The 19,073-nt window shown below is 59.8% G+C and carries 14 protein-coding genes and 1 pseudogene; 2 read left to right on the top strand and 13 right to left on the bottom strand.

Annotated elements, in window-relative coordinates:
- On the top strand, window positions 1-242 hold a 242-nt coding region (locus CK501_RS15415), incomplete at its 5' end, for an IS30 family transposase (protein WP_143421455.1).
- Window positions 243-1,037: 795 nt separating this feature from the next.
- On the opposite strand, the gene CK501_RS15420 is transcribed toward CK501_RS15415, so the two are convergent.
- The 4 genes and pseudogenes from CK501_RS15420 to CK501_RS15430 all read right to left on the bottom strand — a co-directional run bounded on the left by CK501_RS15420 (window position 1,038) and on the right by CK501_RS15430 (window position 5,447).
- Window positions 1,038-1,814, bottom strand: a complete 777-nt coding sequence (locus CK501_RS15420; protein ID WP_233128926.1) for a hypothetical protein — start codon at window positions 1,812-1,814, stop codon at window positions 1,038-1,040.
- 506 nt (window positions 1,815-2,320) lie between these two features.
- The gene (locus CK501_RS16760; RefSeq protein WP_143421456.1) at window positions 2,321-2,968 is read right to left on the bottom strand and encodes a hypothetical protein; all 648 of its coding nucleotides are present in this window, start codon (window positions 2,966-2,968) and stop codon (window positions 2,321-2,323) included.
- A 95-nt stretch (window positions 2,969-3,063) separates the two neighbouring features.
- Window positions 3,064-4,119, bottom strand: coding sequence for an SIR2 family protein (locus CK501_RS15425; protein ID WP_198949558.1), 1,056 nt, complete (start codon window positions 4,117-4,119; stop codon window positions 3,064-3,066).
- 336 nt (window positions 4,120-4,455) lie between these two features.
- A pseudogene (locus CK501_RS15430) lies at window positions 4,456-5,447 on the bottom strand (IS30 family transposase).
- A 164-nt stretch (window positions 5,448-5,611) separates the two neighbouring features.
- Here CK501_RS15430 and CK501_RS17295 point away from each other — a divergent pair.
- Entirely contained in the window at window positions 5,612-5,740 is a 129-nt protein-coding gene (locus CK501_RS17295) for a PEP-CTERM sorting domain-containing protein (RefSeq protein ID WP_408607580.1), read from the top strand.
- A gap of 337 nt (window positions 5,741-6,077) precedes the next feature.
- Here the strand turns inward: CK501_RS17295 and CK501_RS15440 are convergent, their stop codons facing one another.
- From CK501_RS15440 to CK501_RS15480, 9 genes are all read right to left on the bottom strand, one after another.
- Window positions 6,078-7,466, bottom strand: a complete 1,389-nt coding sequence (locus CK501_RS15440) for an amidase (RefSeq protein WP_095618638.1) — start codon at window positions 7,464-7,466, stop codon at window positions 6,078-6,080.
- Between the two features lie 12 nt (window positions 7,467-7,478).
- Entirely contained in the window at window positions 7,479-9,302 is a 1,824-nt protein-coding gene (locus CK501_RS15445) for a long-chain-acyl-CoA synthetase (RefSeq protein ID WP_095618639.1), read from the bottom strand.
- Window positions 9,303-9,460: 158 nt separating this feature from the next.
- Window positions 9,461-10,294, bottom strand: a complete 834-nt coding sequence (locus CK501_RS15450; protein WP_095618640.1) for an SDR family oxidoreductase — start codon at window positions 10,292-10,294, stop codon at window positions 9,461-9,463.
- The gene (locus CK501_RS15455; RefSeq protein WP_095618641.1) at window positions 10,284-12,275 is read right to left on the bottom strand and encodes an acetyl-CoA carboxylase biotin carboxylase subunit; all 1,992 of its coding nucleotides are present in this window, start codon (window positions 12,273-12,275) and stop codon (window positions 10,284-10,286) included. The genes CK501_RS15450 and CK501_RS15455 overlap by 11 nt, the downstream gene beginning before the upstream one ends.
- A gap of 67 nt (window positions 12,276-12,342) precedes the next feature.
- The gene (locus CK501_RS15460) at window positions 12,343-13,155 is read right to left on the bottom strand and encodes an enoyl-CoA hydratase-related protein (protein WP_095618642.1); all 813 of its coding nucleotides are present in this window, start codon (window positions 13,153-13,155) and stop codon (window positions 12,343-12,345) included.
- Window positions 13,155-14,321 carry a citronellyl-CoA dehydrogenase gene (gene atuD / locus CK501_RS15465; RefSeq protein WP_095618643.1) on the bottom strand — a complete coding sequence of 389 codons (1,167 nt, stop codon included), beginning with the start codon at window positions 14,319-14,321 and terminating at the stop codon, window positions 13,155-13,157. Before atuD ends, CK501_RS15460 begins: the two co-directional genes overlap by 1 nt.
- A gap of 251 nt (window positions 14,322-14,572) precedes the next feature.
- Complete coding sequence (locus tag CK501_RS15470) at window positions 14,573-16,189, bottom strand: acyl-CoA carboxylase subunit beta (RefSeq protein WP_095618644.1); 1,617 nt, start codon at window positions 16,187-16,189, stop codon at window positions 14,573-14,575.
- Between the two features lie 5 nt (window positions 16,190-16,194).
- Window positions 16,195-17,067 carry an SDR family oxidoreductase gene (locus tag CK501_RS15475; RefSeq protein ID WP_095618645.1) on the bottom strand — a complete coding sequence of 291 codons (873 nt, stop codon included), beginning with the start codon at window positions 17,065-17,067 and terminating at the stop codon, window positions 16,195-16,197.
- A 187-nt stretch (window positions 17,068-17,254) separates the two neighbouring features.
- Entirely contained in the window at window positions 17,255-19,048 is a 1,794-nt protein-coding gene (locus CK501_RS15480; RefSeq protein ID WP_095618646.1) for an acyclic terpene utilization AtuA family protein, read from the bottom strand.
- Between the last annotated feature and the right edge of the window lie 25 nt (window positions 19,049-19,073).

A 19,073-nucleotide genomic window follows, 5' to 3' on the forward strand; every position in this document is an offset into this window, starting at 1 on the left:
ATTTCTGCGATCCGTACCGCTCCAGCCAGCGGGGCACGAATGAGAACACCAACGGGCTGCTGCGCCAGTATTTCCCGAAGGGCACGGACTTCCGCAAGATCTCTGACAAAGCGCTCCGGGCCACCGTAAAGCAACTGAATAACCGACCCCGGAAACGGCTCGGTTATCGCACACCGGCGGAAGTGTTCTGGGGTGAATACTCAGGCGCACTGGAAACGGGTGGTGCTGCAGTTATTAGTTGAAACCAAGGGTCAAGGTGGGAGGCCAGTGCGGATACGCATTCGTAAATCCGTGAATAGACATATCCCATAGCGTGAAGAAGCTCCGATGAGGGCAGGTTCGACACCACCCATCTACGCTCTACACGAATACCAGATGCGCGCGAAATTCCAGATGGAAGCTGATCTCTCGAAAATTGGATGAGCTTGTCGGTGCTGCTCTTCAGAAGCTTGTCGCTATTGCAGGGGATTTCGATGTCATCTTCCTCAAGATAAGAGAAGATCAATCTCAACCGGAGGACACTGCAAGCCTCTAAATCTCCCTCCTTTTCAATTGTGTTCCGGGCGTTTTTGGCCCATTCCATGAACTTGTCGTCTTTCCACGGTTCAACCACCGTGTTCCTGTACCAGTTGTCAAAGTCCGGGATCTGTTCTTTATTCTTTTGGACTATGAATGTGACTGTCCTCGCTGTCTGCAGGAAATAGTTCGTGTTGCGGCGAAAAAGCTCCGGATCGAAGTAAGTGGAGTCACAATTCTGGAGCGCGTGGGCGAGATCCTCCAGACGCCTTTCCCAGGGTTTTCTATGAAGCATTGGACCAACCACCGCTAACGTCACGTAGCTTGATGGCTAATGAATTGGGGCGAAGCCGCAATGCAGTAGCTGTTGCTGTGACTGGGATTTTAAGCACCGTGTGAGGCTGCTCCATCAGACCACCAACCAACTCTTGTTCTGGTTTGCTAGCTCATGCATAGTCGTGCGCTTCCGTTTCGCAAAGCGGGAGCGAGGCAGAGGTTTTTGGATCCTGTGCATGGCCTGGTTAATCATCCTCAACGGGCTCTTCTTCCCCATCAGGCCCCGTAATTTTATCAAGAACGTAACTTACCGGGCCGGTCAACATCCTTTTTAGTTTTAATGCTCTAGCCGTGAAAGCATCAAGCTTATCAAGCAACCCACCCAACCGTTCGAGAATATCAGGCTCATCTGTTTCCAGTTGCTTCAGGCTTTGGTGGTTTGCAACCACTGATCCCACAAGCGATTGCAGCGCCTCTTTCAGTCCCTTTGCACCCTTTATTTTTATCAGCACGATGGCCTTCTGTATGCGATCAAGCTCCTCAAGAAGAGCAAGCTTTAGCTCTGGCGATATTGAGCTATCAGTGATCGCATCGGAAAGTGCACTAACCATTTCGTGAATTTGGGAGACATCTTCCTCTGAGATAGCCTCTTCGGAATAGAATCCTTGAAGAGCTTCTGCACAAAATTGAAGCCGGGCAAGCACCTCCCCGTCGAGATTGCTTCTCAGTGCCTTCCATTGTTGCCCAAGGTTTACAGGAAGAATGGCTTTTTCGATTTTCGGGAAGGAGGCCAGGTAAAGGTCATGGTTCAAATCTGGATTAAGTTTGATCAGATTTTTTACTTCTTCACATAGGCCATATACTTCGACTAATCCGCGCAGGACAGAAGCTTCGTCTTTTGGGCTGCAACCAAAAACAGGAGCCCAGACATCCCTGACGCAGATGCCGTCTCCGTTCTTTGTAGCCACTTCGGAAAGTATCCGGTGAAGTCTGCCTGCAGGATTACTTTCGTCAATCACCATTCTACGGTCCTAGTGTTTAACGCCGGTGGAACAAACCGCTCCCGTTGATGCACTTGTATGGATAATTTCACGCATCTGCACCAAACATCATAGAATCTAACTGGTCATTCGTTGAAACAGAGCCTAGCTCAATGATCCTTAACAGAACCTCTCTAAGCAAGTTGAGCGCATCCAAAATACTGCGACTGTGCTTCGGGCGGCCGTGGGCAACTTTAGACGTTCATTGTACAGCTTCTTTTGGCGCTCTTTTCGGTCCGTACCAGGGGGCTCCAGAAACGAGGCAATGAGGGCGGATACCCGAAACTGAAGTTCGGCCGAGCTTGGTGAAAACAAGGGTTCTAGAGCACCCCACAACGACACATGGGTCAGGGCTGTGTTTTGAATGAACTGCCCAAACAGCCCAAAACCGGCAAAAGGGAAGCAGATGTAAAAGCTGCTTAAATAAGGGCTCCATCGGGGCATGTGTCAGGGGAATACTGTCACTGTACATCCTTTGCTTGCACCTGTTAGAGCTCGTCATTGTTCCTTTTCTCACGGTATGTTCTTGAGAACGCTCTGAAATAGATGTCTAAGAGTGGGTTTGATTTAACCATTTGTATTATTAAATTATAAAATAGATCCTCACTGCTAGCGTCATAGTTCTTCTTTAAGACCAACTTAACTCCAGGTGCTCTATATTTTACTTCTACATCGTCCGGAATATTTGCAAGTAAGATGTATCCACTCACTTTTTCACCCGGATTAAGATATCCTGCCTTGATGCTTATCCCACCTTCATTTTCCCACCCAACAACTAAATCAAGTTCGTCAGAACTATCAAAATTCTTCTCAGGGACATTTCCACCTATAATGTCAGTATTTCCTATTGTTTTTACTCCAATATTTACGTCGTCGATTACAGAGTTACCGGTATTCGCAATATAATAATCCATATGACTTGCGGTCTCGGCTTTCCTGCCGGCAACTTTTATTTCAATGGAGTCCTTAATGACATCATCCACACTTACCAATCGCTTTGGTTTTGATAAATAAATGGTAAGTTCTTTTCGTTGCCTACTTTTACGATGGATGATTATTGCTACCAATGCGGTAATTAATGCGCCTAATACGGCGCCGACAATAGAAAAGAGCCCATTAATAACTTCCGTGCTCAAAATCATCCTCCAATAGCCCTGATGCGAGGGCAGCAGGTGGGGTTATCGATTGTAGCGGAACAAATAAATTGGTCCCGTTGACGTGTTGGTTAGAACTAGCCTCCAGTGTTTGGCTGCAAAGGTTCGCCAGAAAATCGCTCCTTTTTCTTGTCGTAACGCTGTTCTTCTTCGATCAGAGGTCTAACCCATTCTTGTAGCTCACTGAGCTCTTCAAACCTTGGGTATGGATTGTCGTGCCAAGGCGAGCACATGAGCGTAGCCGAAGAGAATGCATCACAGCTGCGGCGAGGATGAGTAAATAAATAGCTACTAAAGATATCTTCAACGATCATGTAATGGTGACTGAATATGAACTCATTCCAGCTATCCTCGACGTCTTCTTTCGGACGAATATCGATAACCTCAACTTCAGCTAGCTCAAGCGATTTATTATCCTCCCAGACCTCAAGCATCAGCGTGCGCGCTTCAATATCAGTCTTGGGTGCACTGTATCCAAAAACAGTCAGAAAGTAGCCATAGTTAAGATTTGTACGTAAAGCATCCCACTCGCCCCGTATAAATGGATCTGAGTTATAGTCTTTATGTTTAACCGGATAGAGCAGTCTGGAGGGTGAGAGTGGCTGTTTACACTGCGAGCAAACTTCGCCCTTAACGCCAGAAACTTTATCTTTTTCGCAAATACCGATGGAAACATTGCCATGCAAAAAGGCTAATTGAGGCCTCCGACCCTTGGCAACGCCTTCATTTCGCATATATGCCTGAAGCAAAAATGGGTCCCAATTAAATGTTGCAATTATGTCCTTTTCTCGAAGGCTGAGAACAAGGTAATCGTAGATTGTTGGCTTTTCTGGCAAAGATAGCGAGCTAAAATAGTCGTACACCTTCGATTCGATTTTGGATAGCAGGTCAGGGTATTCACCTGATGATGCCAGCTCATCATAGAATGCTTCGAAGTTTAAATTAACCACTTCGAATCCGGCGTTTTCAATATCTTCACGAAGTCCAATAGTATCGATCAGTCCTTGCATTGATGGGAGCTCATCTCCTTCGGAACCCCAGTCTAGGTATGCCGCAATGCTCGCTCCTGCGCCTAGGATAACGACATGTGGCGCGTGATTGACGTTGCCATCCATAGGCGGTATTGCAGGCATATCGTCTCCTTGTTTGATTTAACGCATAGCTTCCAGCAAATTTGGAGGCGCAAGGCGATGCGAATTTCACCTAGTTTCGCGTTACGGAGTTTATGAGCGTTCTGAATATCGCACCATAGCATCCGTTTGTGTGGGTGCGGCCTTTAATCCTTAAGTAAAAGCTTAGCTGAAGACAGATCTAGGGTCCATGCGGTCATTTTTTGGTTTCCGGTTGTCACGTAGGGTCGGTGGCAGTTCACTGTCGGCAGTACGGTCTGCTCTGATGCGCTCTTGCACGGCATCCTCCTGGCAGTTAGCTTTCCAATTCATCGTTGCTGGTAGTCTGTGGTCTTGGTTTCAACTAATAACTGCAGCACCACCCGTTTCCAGTGCGCCTGAGTATTCACCCCAGAACACTTCCGCCGGTGTGCGATAACCGAGCCATTTCCGGGGTCGGTTATTCAGTTGCTTTACGGTTGCCCGGAGTGCTTTGTCGGAGGTCTTGCGGAAGTCCGTGCCCTTCGGGAAATACTGGCGCAGCAGCCCGTTGGTGTTCTCATTCGTGCCCCGTTGGCTGGAGCGGTACGGATCGCAGAAATAGGTCCCGACACTGAGCGTTTGAGAGATCCATTCATGGGCCGCGAACTCAAATCCGTTATCCAATGTCAGCGTGCGCACCGCGCCTCTTATGGGCCGGAACTGGCGGATGATCGCCTCGGCTGTCGGCCTAGCTTTGAGCTGTACAAGCCGTTCAGCCAGAAGGTAACCACTGCGCCGCTCCGCCAGAGTGACAAGGCCCGATTGCTTATGCCCGTGAAGCACGGTATCGCCTTCCCAGTGTCCAAGTGTTCCACGAGTCTCAACATCGCTGGGCCGTTGCTCGATTCCAACCCGGTTCGGGATGCGGCCAAGCCCGGCACGCTTGGCCAGGCGACGCTGATAGCGCCGACGCCCCGGCTGGCGGCAGTAGCGCCAAAGATCGCCGCCCGCTGCCTTGTCCCGATAGATCAGCTCATAGATCCACTGATGGGAAATGAGCCTGCTTCCCACCCGGGCATGAACCCGATGATCTGGCCGGGACTCCAGTATTCACGCAGACGTTTGCTCACCCAGATCATCAACGACCACGCCTGCTTGCTGGCTTTGTGGGCCTTCTGGCGGCGGCTGGAACTGATGCGCTGGGCCTGTTCAGGACAGTAGCCATGGGCGCTTGTGTTGCGCCGAATCTCTCGCGAGACCGTGCTACTGTTGCACCCAATACGCTGGGCGATCGCACGAAGGCTGCAGCGGTGCTGCAAACCGGCCTCAATCTGGTATCGTTGTCGCTGGGTCAGTTGTCGGTATCCCATCTGCTCTTCACTTTGGTCGGTAAAGGCGGTGAGGGTACCGGCGGCGGCCCTCCTACCTCTACCGGTTCAAGCCAAAGTGCTGCAGTTATTATCTGAATTTAGGTTTATCCGGGTTTGTATCGCCTAATTTTGGCTCAAGCGGAAGTGTTGAATTAAGGACACAAATCTTCGGCAACCAGGACGAGCCAGATGACGTTCCTCCTAGTGCTTCCGTTCCTGAACCAGGTACATTGGCGCTTCTAAGCCTTGGTTTACTTGGAATGGGAGTCCTACGCCGTAATAAATCCAACTGAAATGTTCTAAAGAAGGGATCCCCGATTCGCTCGGGGATTTACAGCTCTTAAAATCCTTATCTTTGGGCGCATCTTTGCAGACTGGCACAGTCAAGTCCTAGTTAATCGCCTGAACTGGCTGTGGTCGAGTTAGCACCTACCAGACAACATGCATATACTGGGCGATGCAGGCATGTACTGTGTCACAGAAGCTATCTGGTGCTTCGCGCCCGACTGCCCTAATAAGACACTTACCGCCAATTATGAGCGGTAATCCCCCCAAGTCCCATATTAGGGGTAGGGTTGAGCAATCCCAGCCAGACCAACCCGATTGAATGCTTCGAGTCCAGGTTCGGCTTCACCCGCTTTCCAGTTCATACCCCAGCTCCAGCAGCAACCGCTCCTGCCCGTGCCCGGCGGCCAGATGGACGCCGATGGGCAGCCCCTGGTCCGTCCAGCCCATGGGCATGGAGAGTGCCGGGCCGCCGGCGGTGTTGCAGTAGGGCGTGAAGCTCACGTACGCCGACAGGCGCTCCATCAGGGTGTCGTAGGACACATCCGGGTGCAGCCAGCCCAGTTCCGGGGTGGTGTGGCCGAGCACCGGCGAGAGCAGGATGTCGTAGTCCTCGAAGAAGCGCGCGTACTGCTTCCGGGTGCGTTTGAGGCGTGTGATGATCGCCGGCAGGCGGTGCATGTTGCGCCGGAAACGTTGATAGAGCCCACGGCTGAGGCCGTCCACCTGCTCAGGGTCAAACCCTTTGCCGAAGGCGAAGCGGCCGCCGGCGGTAGCCAGGAATGACAGCATCCCCCAGTAGTGCTTGAAGTCCTCCGGGAACGAGGGATCCACCGGTGGGGCCACGGGCTCGATCCGGTGGCCGTTGAGCTCCAGCTGGTGGGCGGTGTCCTCCACGGCGCGCCGGGTGGCCTCGTCGGTCGGGGTGCCGTTGATGGAGTCCGGCATCAGGCCCACGCGGCACCGCTTATGGCCCGGCCCCTGGACATGGCCGATGGGCGGTAGTTTGCGGTTGCGGTGCACGCGTTCCATTTCGGCATGAAAGAGAGCAGTGTCACGGACCGTGCGGGTGACCACGCCTTCGCTGACCACATTGATCGGTAGTGGGCGGGCGGTTTCACTGACAGCATGGCGCCCCCGTGTGGGCTTGAGCCCGACCAGGCCGCAGCAGGCAGCGGGAATGCGGATGGAACCACCGCCATCGTTGGCATGGGCCATGGGGACGGCGCCAGCCGCCACCATGGCCGCGGACCCACCTGAGGAACCGCCGGTTGAGAATGCCGGGTTCCAGGGATTGCGGGTCGGCTCGTCGTGGGCCGGTTCGGTGGTGGCGTTGAAACCGAACTCGGGTAGAGCCGTCTTGCCAAGCAGGGTCAGGCCCGCAGCCAGGAATTCCTTTGCGTAGGCGCCGTCGTGCCTGGCCGGGTGCGGTTGGATGGCGGCGGAGCCATGGCGGCTGGGAATCCCCTTGAGGTCAGTGTTGTCCTTGAGTAGTGACGGGATGCCGGACAGACTGCCGTTTTGGCCCGGCGTACTTTTCCTTGGCTCGTCGAAGCATTCCACCACCAGGGCGTTAAGCTGCGGATCCAGCTGGCGCAGGCGTTCGATGGCCGCCCGGGTCACGTCCTGCTCGGAAACCGCACCCCGGTTGAGCCGTTCCTTCAGCGCCACCGCATCATCATTGCCCAGGGCATCGTCCTGGAAGGCATGGATCTTCGGCGTTGGGTCTGTCATCGATACACTCCCTCAGAATGCGATCTCGCCGCGGTCGATGGCCGCCACGGTGGCCTTGTCCAGTTCCTGGTAACCGTTGCCGCCCGGCAGCAGCGCGAACACCTGATCGCCTTCGTCGCCCGGGTGCCAGGCCTGCTTCTGGAGGTCGGTTTTCTTGTACTTGAAAGTGCCGGTGGTCTCGATGGCTTCGGTCAGCCGCAGGAAGACAGGCACTGCGTAGGGCGGCAGGTTGTCCTTCAGGTAGCGGTGGAAGGCATCCATATCCGGCGCCTGGTCACGCGGCACCAGGGTGGCCATGCCCGCCTTGCCATCGTGGCCCGGGATGGTCACGCCGTAGACGACAATGTCCTCAAAGCCGCCGAAGCCGTCGATGATGTTTTCCACCTCGTTGGTGGAGACGTTCTCGCCCTTCCAGCGGAAGGTGTCGCCCATGCGGTCGACGAACTGCAGGTGGCGCCAGCCGATGTCGCGCATCATGTCGCCGGTGTTGAACCAGGCGTCGCCTTTTTTGAAGGCGTCCCGGATGATGGACTTCTCGGTGTCTTCCTTGCGGGTGTAGCCCTCGAAGTTCCACTTCTGGTTGATCTCGCCGATCAGCAGGCCGGGCTCGCCCTTCGCGACTTCCTGCAGCTTGCCCTGGTTATCCCGGATGGGTTCCTTGGTGCCTTCCTTCACTTTTACGAGCTTGTAGGGGGCCGTGGACATGCCCACCGTGCAGTCGAGATTGAAGACATTGGTGAACCCGATGTTGCCTTCGCTGGAGGCGTAGAACTCCGCTACCTGTTCGATACCGAAGCGTTCCTTGAACTCGCTCCAGATGGAGGGGCGGAGCCCATTACCGATCATCTTACGCAGTGGATGGTTGCGATCCTGGGAGGTGGCCGGCTGGTTCAGCAGGTAGCGGCAGAGTTCGCCCACATACCCGAAGGTGGTGGCGCCGTAGTAGCGCACGTCATCCCAGAAGCGGCTGGCGCTGAACCGGCGTTTCATGACCAGCGATGAAGAGCCGGAGAGCACCGACCCCCAGCACACCAGCAGCGCGGTGCCGTGGTAGAAGGGCAGGCTGCAGTAGAGTACATCGTCCGGCGTCATGTTCAGCGCCATGAGCCCGAAGCTGCCGCTGGCCTTGAAGAACTTGCGGTGGCTGCTCGGGGCTGCCTTGGGCAGGCCGGTGGTGCCGGAGGTGTAGATGTAGACGGCGGTGTCGCCGAGCCGGGGCGGGTCCTTGGGGGCCGGGTCGAGTGTGTCGACGGCACTGATGGCCTCGGCGAGATTGGTATAGCCTTCCGGGGCATCGCCGAAGTCGCTGCGGGTATCCCGGTCGGCAAGGTACAGCAGGGTGTTGTCGCCCTCCGGGGTGACGCGGTCCCGTATGGCTTCAAACGTGTCCAGGAGTTCCTCGCCCACCACGATCTTTTCCGGCTCGACCAGGCCAATGCTGTGTACGAGGACGTCACCTTTCTGCGAGGTATTGAGCATGGCGCAGGCAATGCCCATCTTGCCTGCGCCGGTGACGACCGCCAGGAGTTCCGGGCGGTTCTCAAGCAGAACGCCAATGGTGTCACCGCGCTTCAGACCCTGGCTTCGGAACCAGTGGGCGTACTGGTTGGCCCATTGGTTGAACTGGTGCCAGGTGAGGGTCTGCTCGCCGTAGTGGATGGCGGCGTTCTCGCTGTGGCGGCGCGCGTTGCGCTCGACGAAGGTGCCGATGCTCTGGGGCTTGTCGTCGTTGCTCAGGGAATAGTAATAGAGGCCCCGGGCCATGTAGGGGGCTTTGCGGATGAGGCCGGGGACTTTGCGGATGACGTCGGTTGCTGTGATCTGGTCCGTGGTCATGGCGATCCTTGTTTAGCTCGTTGCAGGAGGGGGAGCGGGGCACCCTTCACGGGAAACGCTGTAAATACATCCCTGTACGCTGCTCTTCCGCCATCCATGGCTCCAGAGCTTCCCGTGAAGGGTGCCCCGCTCCCCCTCATCGAGCTCGTTGCTGGTCTTCAGTCGTCGAGGAAAAAGTCCTTCATCAGCTCCGGTCCGTTCGGGTCGTACCGGTAGTGCTCCAGGTCCGTCACGCCTTCTTCCGCCAGTACGTCATCGTCGATCAGGCACTGCCCGGTGGTGCGCGACGGTGGGCGCTGGAGGATGGCGGCTGCGGCGTCGCCCATGATCTCGGGTTTGCGGCCTTTCGCCATCAGGTCCGGGCCACCCACTTCGAATTCAATGGCGGCCGTGGACACCAGGGTTCGCGGCCAGAGCGAGTTCACCGCGACTGGCATTTTGCGGAACTCTTCCGCCATGCCGATGGTGAGCATGGACATGCCGTACTTGCTCATGGTGTAGGGCGCATTGTTGGCGAACCACTTGGGGTTGAGGCTGATCGGTGGCGCTAGGTTCAGGATGTGGCCGTGATCGGATTCGCGCAGCCAGGGCAGTGCGGCCTGGCTGCAGACGAAGACGGCGCGTGCGTTGATCGACTGCATCAGGTCGTAGCGTTTGACCGGCAGGTCGGCGACGCCCTGCAGGCGGATCGCGCCGGCGTTGTTGACCAGGCAGTCGATGCCACCGAAGTGGTCAGCGGCTTTCTGCATGACCTCGCCCACCTGGTTTTCGTCCTGGACGTCCAGCTTCAGCGCCAGTGCCCGGCTGCCCTCGGCCTCCACTTCCTCGGCGACGGTGTGGATGGTGCCAGGAAGCTTGGGGTGAGGCTCGTCCGATTTGGCGGCGATCACGATGTTGGCGCCCTGGCGCGCGCAGGCCAGCGCAATGGCGCGGCCGATGCCGCGGCTGCCGCCGGTGATAAGGACCGTTTTTCCGTTCAGGTTACTTGTCATTGTTGCTCTCCGCGTCGCGTGAGGCGTCGGCCGTGACGGTCATCAGGATCTGGCGGGTTCGCACCTGGTCGCCGGTGCTGACCCGGACCCCGGTGATCTCACCGTCGCGATCGGCCCTGAGTGGGTGTTCCATCTTCATTGCTTCCAGTACCGCCAGTGTCTGGCCGGCCTGGACCCGGTCACCCTCGGTCACGCTCACTTCAACGACGGCGCCATCCATTGTGGCGCGGACCTCGCCGCTGCCCTGTTCGTCGGCCCGCCGGGCCGGAGCGTGGGTCGTGTCCTCAAAACGCAGGGCGCGACCCTTGGCGTGACAATATAGGGTTGATCCGACAATCTGATATTGGCTCTTCTGACGCACACCGTCGAGGGTGACGACCAACTCATTCGCATCCTGGGACTCAATCCGCAGCTCATGGCGGATTTCACCGACTTGCGCCTCGATCAGGCCCCGCTGATCGGTCAGCCGGACCCACTGCTGGTGCTCACCGGTCGCCAGCTGGATCGGGCAGGCACTGGGCAGGCTGTTGCTCCAGCCCGCGTGATCCTCAAGGGGGCCGGTGGTGCCTGTCCGGTACAGGATGAGCGCCGCCAGCGCCAGTTCCGCGGTTGTGGGTTCAAGCGGGGACAGGCTGGGGTCGCCCTGGAATTCGGTCTCAAGGAAGGCCGTGGTGGCCTCGCCGGCGGCAAAGGTTTCATGGGCGAGGATGCGGGAGAGAAACCAGGCGTTGTGCGTGACGCCGAGCAGGACCGTATCCTCGAGGGATCGGATCAGCCTGCGCCGGGCGCTGTCGCGGTCCTGGCCGCGCGCCACGACCTTGGCGATCATCGGGTCGTAGTGCGGCGTAACCGCGTTTCCTTCGCGGATGCCGTCATCCACGCGGATACCGTCGCCCAGGGCGGGGCGCCAGCGGTGGAGCGGGCCGGTCTGAGGCATGTACCCCTGAGCGGGATCCTCGGCATAGAGCCGGACTTCGATGGCGTGGCCCTGAATGCGGACATCCGACTGCTGCAACGGCAGTGGTTCACTCTGGGCGACCCGGAGCTGCAGTTCCACCAGGTCCAGCCCCGTGACTTCCTCGGTGACCGGGTGCTCCACCTGCAGGCGCGTGTTCATCTCCAGGAAGTAGAAGTTCCGCGCCTCGTCCACGATGAACTCCACCGTGCCGGCGCCCACATAACCACAGGCCTGGGCGGCCTTCACCGCCGCATCGCCCATGGCCTGACGCATGGATTCATCGACGAACGGTGAGGGCGCTTCCTCGACCACTTTCTGGTGACGGCGCTGAACGGAGCAGTCCCGTTCCCCCAGATGGATGGCATGACCCTGCTGATCCGCGAACACCTGGATCTCGATGTGTCGCGGCCGGACGATCGCCTTTTCCAGGATCAGCTCCCCGTCGCCGAAGGCCGACTCCGCCTCTGAGCGGGCCCGGGCCAGCTCATCCGCCAGTTTGTCGGGCTCATGCACCAGCCGCATGCCTCGTCCGCCGCCACCGGCGGACGCCTTGATCATCACCGGGTACCCGATCTCCTCGGCGGCCTTCTGCCAGGGGGAGGGATCCGTCTCCGCGCTCTGGAAGCCCGGCACCGTCGGTACGCCCGCCTCGGCCATCGCCTCCTTGGATCGCCGTTTGCTCCCCATCAGCTCCATGGCATGTGCTGGCGGCCCGATGAAGGTGATCCCGTGTTCCGCGCAGGCTGAGACGAACGCCGCGTTTTCCGACAGGAACCCATACCCCGGATGGATTGCATCCGCCCCGGTCAGGCGCGCCGCCTCCAGGATGGCCTCAATATTCAGGTACGACTCACCCGCCGGCGCCGGCCCCACGCGAACCGCTTCATCCGCCACCCGCACATGCGGCGCGTCCCGGTCCGCATCACTGAACACCGCCACCGTCCGATAACCCATCGCCTGGGCCGTCCGGTTGATCCGCACCGCGATCTCGCCACGGTTGGCAATAAGAACCTTATTGAACATCCATCACCCCTCATCGGTGGTGTAGTTATTTTCCACCGGCAACACACTCAGCCGTCTGGAAAACAGACTATTCCTCGGCCCAGGAAGGCTTGCGCTTCTGCATGAACGCCGTCGTCCCTTCCTGCCCCTCGTCACCGCGCACCGCCCCGGCAAAGTCCCGGGCCGCCTTGTCGAGCAGTGCGTCCAAAGGCTCCGATTCGACTGACAGCAGAAGCTCCTTGGTCATCCGCGACGCGTGCGGTGCACAATGCCGGATCCGCTCCAAAAGCTGCTCCAGCTTCTGATCCAGCTCCTCACCGGACTTGGCAAAGTCATGCACAACGCCAAGCCAGAACGCCTCACTCCCATCAAACCGATGCCCCGTCAACGCCAGCCGCCGCGCCTGGGTCAGCCCGATCCGACGCACCACAAAGGGCGCGATCTGCGCCGGCGTGATCCCCAGGGTCGTCTCCGGCAGCCCGAATTTCGCGCTCTCCAGGCACAGGGCGACATCTGACACACAGGCCAGCCCGAAACCGCCGCCCATGACGACGCCCTCCAGTACCGCGACCGTCGTCTGCGGCGCCGATTCCGCTTCGCTCAACAGATGCCCGAACGCCCGGTTCAGCTCAAAGATCGGATCACTGCCATCCTCCGCCTTCTGCCCACGCGCCGAGGCCATGTCCTTCACATCACCCCCGGCACAGAAGTGCCCGCCGGTGCCGCGCAGGACCACGGCCCGCACCCCCGTGTCGTCGCGAATGGCGGCAAACACCGAGCGCAGCTCGTGAACCATGGCCAGGCTCATGGCATTGCGGCTGTCCGGCCGGTTGAGGGTGAGATGCAGGATGCTGCCGGACTGTTCCAGTTTCAGCGTCTCGCACTCGGGGAGGGTGGCCATCACGAGTCTCCTTTCTGCTTGCCGGGCAGGGTGCCCATGAGTTTGCAGATGATGCCGAGCATGATCTCGTCGGCCCCTCCGCCCACTGACACCAGGCGCACGTCGCGGTAGGCGCGGGAGACCGGGTTATCCCACATGTAGCCGTTGCCGCCCCAGTACTGCAGGCAGGCGTCTGTCACTTCGCGGCCCAGACGCCCGGCCTTGAGCTTGGCCATGGAGGCGAGCTGGGTCACATCCTTCTGGGCCACATGCAGCTCGCAGGCCTGGTAGGTGAGGGCGCGCAGGGCCTCGATCTCGGTCTGGAGCTCGGCCATGCGGAAGTGGATGGCCTGGTTGTTGATCAGCGGCTGGCCGAAGGTTTCGCGCTCGCGGCAGTAGTCGATGGTCTTATCCACGCAGCCTTCCAGCGCCTTGATGACGTTGGCGGCGCCCCAGAGGCGTTCCTCCTGGAACTGCAGCATCTGCATCATGAAACCGGTGCCTTCGGCGCCGATGCGGTTGCGCTTGGGCACGCGCACGTCGTCGAAGAAGACCTGAGCGGTCTCGGAAGAGCGCATGCCGAGCTTGTCCAGGTGCGGCGCGACGCTGATGCCGGGTGTGTCCATGGGGACGATGATCAGGCTCTTGTTCTTGTGCGGCTTGTCATCGCTGGTGTTGGCCAGCAGGCAGATGAAGTCGGCACTGGGGGCGTTGGTGATCCACATCTTGTGGCCGTTGATGATGTAGTCGTCGCCGTCGGATTTGGCGTTGGTCTTCAGTCCCGCGACGTCCGAGCCCGCGCCGACTTCGCTGACGCCGATGCAGCCGACCTTCTCGCCGGTGATGGCGGGGCGCAGGAATTCTTCTTTCTGCTCGGTGGAACCGAAACGGGCCAGGGCCGGAGTGCACATGTCGGTCTGGACGCCGATGGACAGGGGCACGCCGCCGGCGGCGGCGATTCCGAATTCCTCGGCGGCGACGAGGTTGTAGCTGTAGTCGAGGCCCATGCCGCCGTAGTCCTCGGGTTTCTGGATGCCGAGGAGGCTGAGGTCGCCGAGTTTCCTGAAGATCTCGTGGATGGGGTAGCGGCCCTCGCGTTCCCATTCATCGCAGTTGGGGTTGATTTCCTTCTCCACGAAATCGCGGACGGTTTTTCTTAGGGCCTGGTGTTCTTCGGTGAATTGCATTTGTTATTGGCCTCTATGTTGTCTCTAGGTTGTTGTGTCTTTGCCGGGCTCTGAAGTGGGGGATTCTTTCCGGGACCGCTGTGAACCCATCCATGGGCGCTGGCGCGATGACATCCCTGTCATCGAGCCTCCCGGAAAGAATCCCCCACTCCAGAGCCATCCGAGCGTGTGAGTAACGCCGCTACAGCCTTGTCTTGTGTAGGAGCGAGCTTGCTCGCGATTGTTTTCCATATCGTCTGCAAAGCAGCCTCCTAAAGGCGCGCCACGCCGAAGCTGTTGGGTTGAAGGGGGCGTTCATCGCCCTCCTGACAAATCGCCAGCGCTTCACCCACAACCCGGCGTGTATCTCTTGGGTCAATCAGCCCGTCGTCCCAGAGTCGGGCGGTGCCGAAGAGGGAGTGGGAACCATCATTGAGTTTCTTCGCCGTGGATTTCTCGAGCACGTCGAGCTGTTGTGGGTCGGGTTCGACGCCGTTCTTGCGTTGCTTTTCCTCGGCCACGATGCGCATCACTTTGCCTGCCTGGGCGCCGCCCATGACGGCGGTGCGGCTGTTGGGCCAGGCGAAGATGAAACGGGGGTCGAGACCCCGGCCGCACATGGCGTAGTTGCCGGCGCCGTAGGAGCCGCCGACGACCACGGCAATGCGCGGCACGCGGGCGTTGGTGACGGCCTGGATCATCTTGGAGCCGTGCTTGATGATGCCGTTCTGCTCGGAGTCGGTGCCGACCATGAAGCCGGTGGTGTTGTGCAGGAACAGAAGCGGTGTCTGGGACTGGTCGCAGAGCTGGATGAACTGGGCGGCCTTGGCGGCGCCGTTAGGGGTGATGGGGCCGTTGTTGCCGATGATGCCCACGGATCGGCCATAGATCTCGATCCAGCCGCAGACCGTCTGGCTGTCGAAGTCGTTCTTGAAGTCGAGGAAGCGTGAGCCGTCAGCAATACGGGCGAGGATCTCGCGTACGTCGTAGGGCCTGCGGCTGTCGGCTGGGATCACGCCGGGGAGTTCGTCCGGGCTGTGCTGTGGTTCGTCCCAGTCCTTCGGGGCGTGTTCCGGCAGTGTCTTGTTCCAGTCGAGCGAGGCCATGATTTCGCGGGCCTGGCGCACGCCGTCGGCGTCGTTCTCGGCGAGGTATTCGGCGGTCCCGGCGACTTCGCTGTGCATGACGGCGCCGCCGAGCTCTTCGTCCGTGGCGATTTCGCCGGTAGCGGCCTTGAGTAGGGGCGGGCCGGCGAGGAACATCTTGGCCTGGTCGCGCACGACGATCACGTAGTCCGAAAGGCCGGGCTGGTAGGCGCCGCCGGCGGTGGCGTTGCCGTGGACCACGGTGATCTGCGGTATCCCGGCGGCGGACATGCGGGCCTGGTTGGCGAAGCCCCGGGCGCCGGGGACGAAGATGTCCGTGGCGTAGTTGAGGTTGGCGCCGCCGCTTTCGGAGAGTGAGATGACCGGGAGGTTGTTCTCCATGGCGATTTCCTGGGCGCGCAGGGTCTTGTCCAGGCCCGCCGGGGTGATGGTGCCGCCCTTGATGGCGCTGTTGCTGGCGGAGACCATCACCCGTGCACCGCCCACGTACCCGATGCCGCAGATCATGCCACCGCCGGCCATGGAGCCGTCTTTGTCGTCGTGCATCTTGTAGCCGGCGAGTGGGCAGATCTCCAGGAAGGGACTGCCGCGGTCCAGGAGCAGGTTGATGCGGTCCCGGGGCAGGAGCTTGTTCTTCTGGTTGAACTTTTCCCGCGCCTCTTCCGCCTTGTCGCGTACCTGCCGCTCGACATCACGGAAGGTCTCGATCTCGGCCTGCATGGCCTCCGCGTTTCCGGCGAATTCCGGGCTGTTGGGATTGATGGTGGATTCAATCACCTGCATGGCGTTCAGTCCTCGTCGTCCTGGAGTACCCGGGGCGTCACCGCCCGGTGGAAGCCGTTGAAGGCCTCGTTGTTCTTCGCTTTCGGCAGCGGCCAGACGCTTCCGCCTTGGGAGGCGCCGCCGTCGATGCGCAGGGTGTCGCCGGAGATGAAGCGTGAGCCGGGGGAGAGCAGGAAGCAGATGGCCGAGCTCACTTCCGCTTCGGTGCCGATGCGCTTGCAGGGCACGGCGTCGCGCAGGCCGCGGATCCAGCTCTTCATGCTGTCCGGGTAACTGTCCATGCCGCTGGAGGCGATCCAGCCGGGAGCAACGGCGTTCACGCGCACGCCGGAAGCACCCCATTCCACCGCGGCGGTCTGGGTGAAGTTGACCATCCCGGCCCGCGCTGCCCCCGAGTGTCCCATACCGGGCATGCCGCCCCACATGTCGGCCACGATGTTCACAATGGCGCCGCCGGTTTTCGTCATGCTCTGGTTGTAGACCTCGCGCGAGACCAGGAAGCCGCCAGTGAGGTTGGTGCGCACGACGGTTTCCCAGCCTTTCTGGTTGATGCCGGCCAGCGGCGAGGGGAACTGGCCGCCGGCGTTGTTGACCAGGCCGTGGATGGGGCCGTGTTCTTTGATGATGGTCTGGACTGCCGGTTTCACGGTGTCTTCGTCGCGGATGTCGCAGCTGTAGGGATGGGCGGTGCCACCGTCCTCTTTGATCTCGTCGGCGACGGTCTGGACTTTTTCGAGCTTGCGGCCGATGAGAATGACGTTGGCGCCGAGGGCTGCCAGTTCATGGGCGGTGCAGCGGCCGATGCCGGAGCCGCCGCCGGTGACGATGATGGTCTGGTCTTTAAAAAGGTCTTCTTTGAAGATTGATTGGTAGCTCATTGGGTGTTTTGGTCCTTGCCCCAAGCATGTTGTTTATGTGCCTGCACCGCTGCGGGGGAACCCTTTCGGGGACCGCTGTGAACCCATCCCTGGGCGCTGGCGCGATGACATCCTGTCATCGAGCCTCCCCGAAAGGGTTCCCCCGCATCGGCGCTTCTAACGTTTTGGGTAGCGCTACCCCGCCTCTTCACGCCAACAAATCTGACGGCACCCGCACTGGAATCTCCAGTAACTGCTGCGCAAATGCCTTCCCCTGTGGATCAATCCGCAGGCTGGCCACGCCGCCGCCTCCAAGGCTGTGCTTGAGCAGGAAATTCAGCGCGTTGATGCCGGGCATGTGCCAGCGCAGGACCTCGCCGTTTTCTGGGTCCAGTGTGTGTCCCATCCACTCCGCCACGCGCTCCTCTGTCAGCGTAGCCGCAATCCATGGCAGATACTCGGCTCGCCGGGCGACAACGCCGATGTTGCAGTGGTCGCCCTTGTCGCCACTGCGGCCCCAGGCCAGGTCGACCAGGCGGACTTCGGTGTCGGCGTTTCCTTCCGGGGCCGGTACGTCCACGGGGTCTGCGATCTGATCCCGTGAGAAGCCGCCTTCCTGTGGTGCCGCCACCTCGGTCTTTTCGCCCTTGTACTCGATGGTTACCGAGACCTGGTCCTTGGGCACCAGACAGGAGTAAAGCCGGATCTTGGGCCAGACCGTGGGGCGGCCGCCGACGATGCCGGTCAGGCCCGGGGCCATGCCCGTGCCGGCCTGGGCGATCTCGCGGGAGAAGATGACCAGGGCTTTCTTGTCCGGGTGGGTAGCGCTGATCTTGATGACCACTTCGCGGGTGTCGCCGTGGCGGCCCTGGGGGCCGTAGGTGGTTTCGGTGCCCAGCAGTTCCACGCTGGTGTCGCTGTAGGGGGCGTAGCCCTGTTCCTGGATCAGGCGTTCGGACTTGCGCAGTATCGCGCTGGAAACCGCTTCGGCTTTGCGCGCGGCGTCCATCCCGGCGAGCAGGAAGGTGACGGTGCACTTGTGGCCATCGGGCCAGGTGCCGGCGACCTTGTAGGTGTTGGTCGGGGGCAGGCCGCGGGCGCCGCTGATGCGGACCTGGTCGGTGCCGGTTTCCTCGATGGTAACGTTGGTGAAATCGCAGATGACGTCCGGTAGGTAGTAGGCGCGTGGGTCGTCGATTTCATAGACGAGCTGTTCCGCCGCAGTGCCAAAGCTGACTTCGCCGCCGGTTTCCGGGGGCTTGGTCAGGGTAAAGCTGCCGTCCGGGCTCACCTCGGCGATGGGGAAGCCCATGTTGTCGAAGCCCTCGGCGACGCGTTCCCAGTCGGTAAAGTTGCCGCCGGTGGCGTGAACGCCGCATTCGATGAGGTGGCCGGCGAGGCTGCCCTGGGCGAGGCGGTCATAGTCGTCGACGGTCCAGCCGAATTCATGCATCAGGGGGGCGAGGACGACGGCGCTGTCGGCAACTCGGCCGGTGATGACGATGTCCGCGCCCTGTTCCAGTGCCTGCACAATGCCCGGGGCACCGAGGTAGGCGTTGAGGCTGACCATCATGCCGGGCAGGGGGGCGCCGGTGTCGATTTCGGTAATGCCGGCCTTCGAGAGTTCGCCTTTCTGTGGCATCAGGTCGTCTCCCAGCACCAGCGCGATCGTCAGGTCCAGGCCCTGTTCATCCACCAGGGCCTGGAGGGCGTCGCGGCAGGCGGTCGGGTTCACGCCACCGGCATTGCTGATGACCTTAAGGCCCTGGTTGCTGATCTCCCCAAGAAGCGGCCCCATGACGGTGTCGACGAAGTCCCGGGCGTAGCCCTGGCTGGGGTCTTTCATCTTCTGGCCGGCCATGATGGACATGGTGATTTCGGCCAGGTAGTCGAAGACCAGATAGTCCAGGTTGCCTTGCTCCACGAGTTGGCGTGCGGCGGTCTGGGTGTCGCCCCAGAAAGCGGCGGCGCAGCCGATGCGCAGGGATTGGGGGGCGCTCATGGTGGTGGTCCTTACTGAATTGGTC

The sequence above is a fragment of the Halovibrio salipaludis genome, from assembly GCF_002286965.1.
In the GTDB taxonomy this organism is placed as follows: Bacteria; Pseudomonadota; Gammaproteobacteria; order Pseudomonadales; family Oleiphilaceae; genus Halospina; species Halospina salipaludis.